Origin of the sequence: Methylobacterium symbioticum (genome assembly GCF_902141845.1) — a bacterium.
Lineage (GTDB): Bacteria > Pseudomonadota > Alphaproteobacteria > Rhizobiales > Beijerinckiaceae > Methylobacterium > Methylobacterium symbioticum.
Genome location: NZ_CABFPH010000210.1, coordinates 1 through 2,787 on the forward strand (window position 1 = coordinate 1; position 2,787 = coordinate 2,787).

Here is a 2,787-nt window from a genome sequence, read left to right on the forward strand (position 1 = left end):
CCTCGTCGCGGGGGCCGGGCTGACGGGGGCCGTGGCCGCCGAGCCGCCGCCCCTGCCGGGCGCCGGCGCGGCCTTCGACCGCGAGAGCCTGATCGCGCTGGCCCGCGAGCGCGCCAAGGCGCCCTACGTCGCCCCGCGCACGGACGACCTGCCGCCGCTGCTGCGCAATCTCGGCCGCGAGCCCTACGCCGCGATCCGCACGGCCCCGGGCCGGGGCATCTGGGAGGGGGAGGGGCTGCCCTTCACCCTGGAGCCGCTGCAGCGCGGTTCGCTGTTCATCAATCCGGTGCAGCTCTACCTCGTGGAGGAGGGGCGCCTCGTCCCCCTGCCCTATGCCCGCGACCGCTTCCGGGCGGACGGGATCGAGCTGCCCGACCTGCCCGGCGAGGCCGGCTATTCGGGCCTGCGGGTGCGGGCGCGGCTCGGCCAGGGCGAGCCCTTCGAGGCGGCGGTGTTCCAGGGCGCCTCGTTCTTCAAGATGGCGGCGCGCGGCCAGAGCCTCGGCGTCACCGCCCGCGCCCTCACCCTGCGCCCGGCCGACGCGCGCGGCGAGGAATTCCCCCTGTTCCGCGCCCTGTTCGTGGAGCGCCCGGCCGGCGACGGCGCCCTGGTGCTGCACGCGCTGATCGAATCGGCCTCGGCGGTCGCGGCCCTGCGCTTCGCGCTGGCGCCGGGCGAGCGGGACACGGTCTGCGACGTCGAGGGGGTGCTGTTCGCCCGCCAGCCCCTCGACCATCTCGGTCTCGGCGGCGCCCAGGCGAGCTACCTGTTCGGCCCCATCGACCGGCGCAACGTGGACGACGTGCGCGCGAGCGTGCACGCCACCGACGGGCTCGCCATCCTGAACGGGGCCGGCGAGGCGATCTGGCGCCCGGTCCACAACCCGGATTCCCTGCAGATCTCCTCCTTCGTGGACGAGAACCCGAAGGGCTTCGGCCTGATGCAGCGCGCCCGCAGCGTCCGCGACTACGAGGACGACGCGACGCGCTGGGAGACCCGTCCCGCCCTCTGGCTGACCCCGCGGGAGCCCTGGGGGCCGGGCGCGGTCACGCTCCTGGAGATCCCGAGCGATTCGGAGGCGAACGAGAACATCCTGGCCTATTGGCGCCCGAAGGAGGCGCTGGTCGCGGGGGCCGAGCTGCGCTTCGCCTATCGCCAGCACTGGACCTGGGACCGGCCGGAGCCGCCCCCGCTCGCGCGCGTCACGGGCAGCCGCGGCGGGCGCGGCAGCACGGGCAGCCGCCGCCTGTTCCTGGTGGATTTCGCCGGCGAGGGGCTCGCGGGCTCGGGCAGCCTCGACATCGCGCTCGCCGCCGCGCCCGGCACGATCACCCGGCAGGAGCTCGTCGGCGATCCCGCGGCGAAGACGGCGCGGGTGGTGTTCGAACTCGATCCCGGCGGCGACCGGGCGAGCGAGCTGCGCCTCGTCCTGCGCCGGGGCGGCCGGCCGGTGAGCGAGACCTGGCTCTACCGCTGGACGCCGTAGGGGCGGGGTCCTCTCTGCGCCGAGAGGCTGCAGGAGTCACGGGTCGGTTTCGCGGCGGGCGGTCTCCCTCTCCCCTCTGCAGGGGCGGGTGTCTGTGCGCTCAGGCCGGCACCCGCCGCCCCTCGCCCACCGCGAACAGCACCGGCTGGCCCCCGTCCGCCACCGGCGCGAGGGCCACGCCCTCCGGCAGGATCGGTCCGGTCAGCCGCAGGAAATCCTCGGAGGCGGCGACGTCGAGATTGGCGGCCTTGGCGCGGGATTCGATGCGGGCCAGCGTGTTCATGGCCGGTCCCAGCACCGTGTACTCGGCCCGGGTGCCGTCGTCGAAGACGCCGACGAGCACGTCGCCCGCGTGGAGCGCCACCGCGACGCGCAGGGGGAAGCGTCCCTGCGCGGTGCGCGCCCGGTTGAGGCGCGCGAGCCGCGCCCGGATGGTGCGGGCGCAGGCCAGCGCCGCCCGGGCCTGGTCGGCCGGCAGCCCGACCACGAACTGGGCCAGCACCGCGTCGCCGACATACTTGTCCACCAGCCCGCCATGGGCGCCGACCGCCTCCTGCGCCAGCGCCCGGAACGAGAGCAGCGCCTCGACCATGGTCTCGGGGGCGTGCTCGGCGCTGAGCCGCGAGAAGCTGCGGATGTCGAGGATCATCAGGCAGGCATGGCGGCGGCGCACCGTGCCGAGGCCGCCCTCGCGGGCGAGATCCTCGGCGACGTCGTCGGGGACGAAGCGGGCGAGCAGCGTGCGCTGGTGCTCCAGCCGCAGCGCCTCGGCCACCGCCCGGCTCAGCCGCGCGGTGCCGTCGATGACGACGAGGGCCGCCGCCGCGAAGGTGACGAGGGCCGGGACCTGCTCGGTGAGGTCGACATGGGGCCCGAGCATGCCGGCCTGGTCGAGATGGGCGACGACGAGCGCCGCGGCCCAGGCGGTCCCGACGATGCCGGCATAGAGGGCGGTGTGCCAGACCCGCACCGAGAGCGCGGTCTGCAGAAGCAGCAGGAAGGCGGGCAGGCGGCTCACCGCATCGGCCGCGCCCGCCTCGTCCGCCCCCGCGAGCAGGTGCTCGACGATGACGTAGACGGCGAGCCCCGCATTCAGCAGCGTGCCCGCCCAGGCATAGGCGTCGGCCCGCCGCCCGCCGCCCCGCTCGGCCAGGGCGAACCAGACGGAGCTGCCCGCGTAGAGGGCGAGGATGATCCAGTGGCTGAGCGCGTGGAGGGAGCCGTCATAGGCCTGCGCCGCCATCAGCAGCACCAGCACCACGACGATGCGCAGCGCCAGCAGCCGCCCGCCATTGGCCGCC

Annotated in this window: 2 protein-coding genes; one reads left to right on the forward strand and one right to left on the reverse strand. The window is 75.5% G+C overall.

Going from position 1 to position 2,787, the window contains the following annotated elements:
- The coding region (locus MET9862_RS28780; protein WP_142586286.1) for an OpgD/OpgG family glucan biosynthesis protein at positions 1-1,486 on the forward strand (1,486 nt) is incomplete at its 5' end.
- Between the two features lie 100 nt (positions 1,487-1,586).
- Here MET9862_RS28780 and MET9862_RS28785 read toward each other — a convergent pair.
- A partial coding sequence (locus tag MET9862_RS28785; protein ID WP_142586287.1) for an adenylate/guanylate cyclase domain-containing protein occupies positions 1,587-2,787 on the reverse strand: 1,201 nt, incomplete at its 5' end.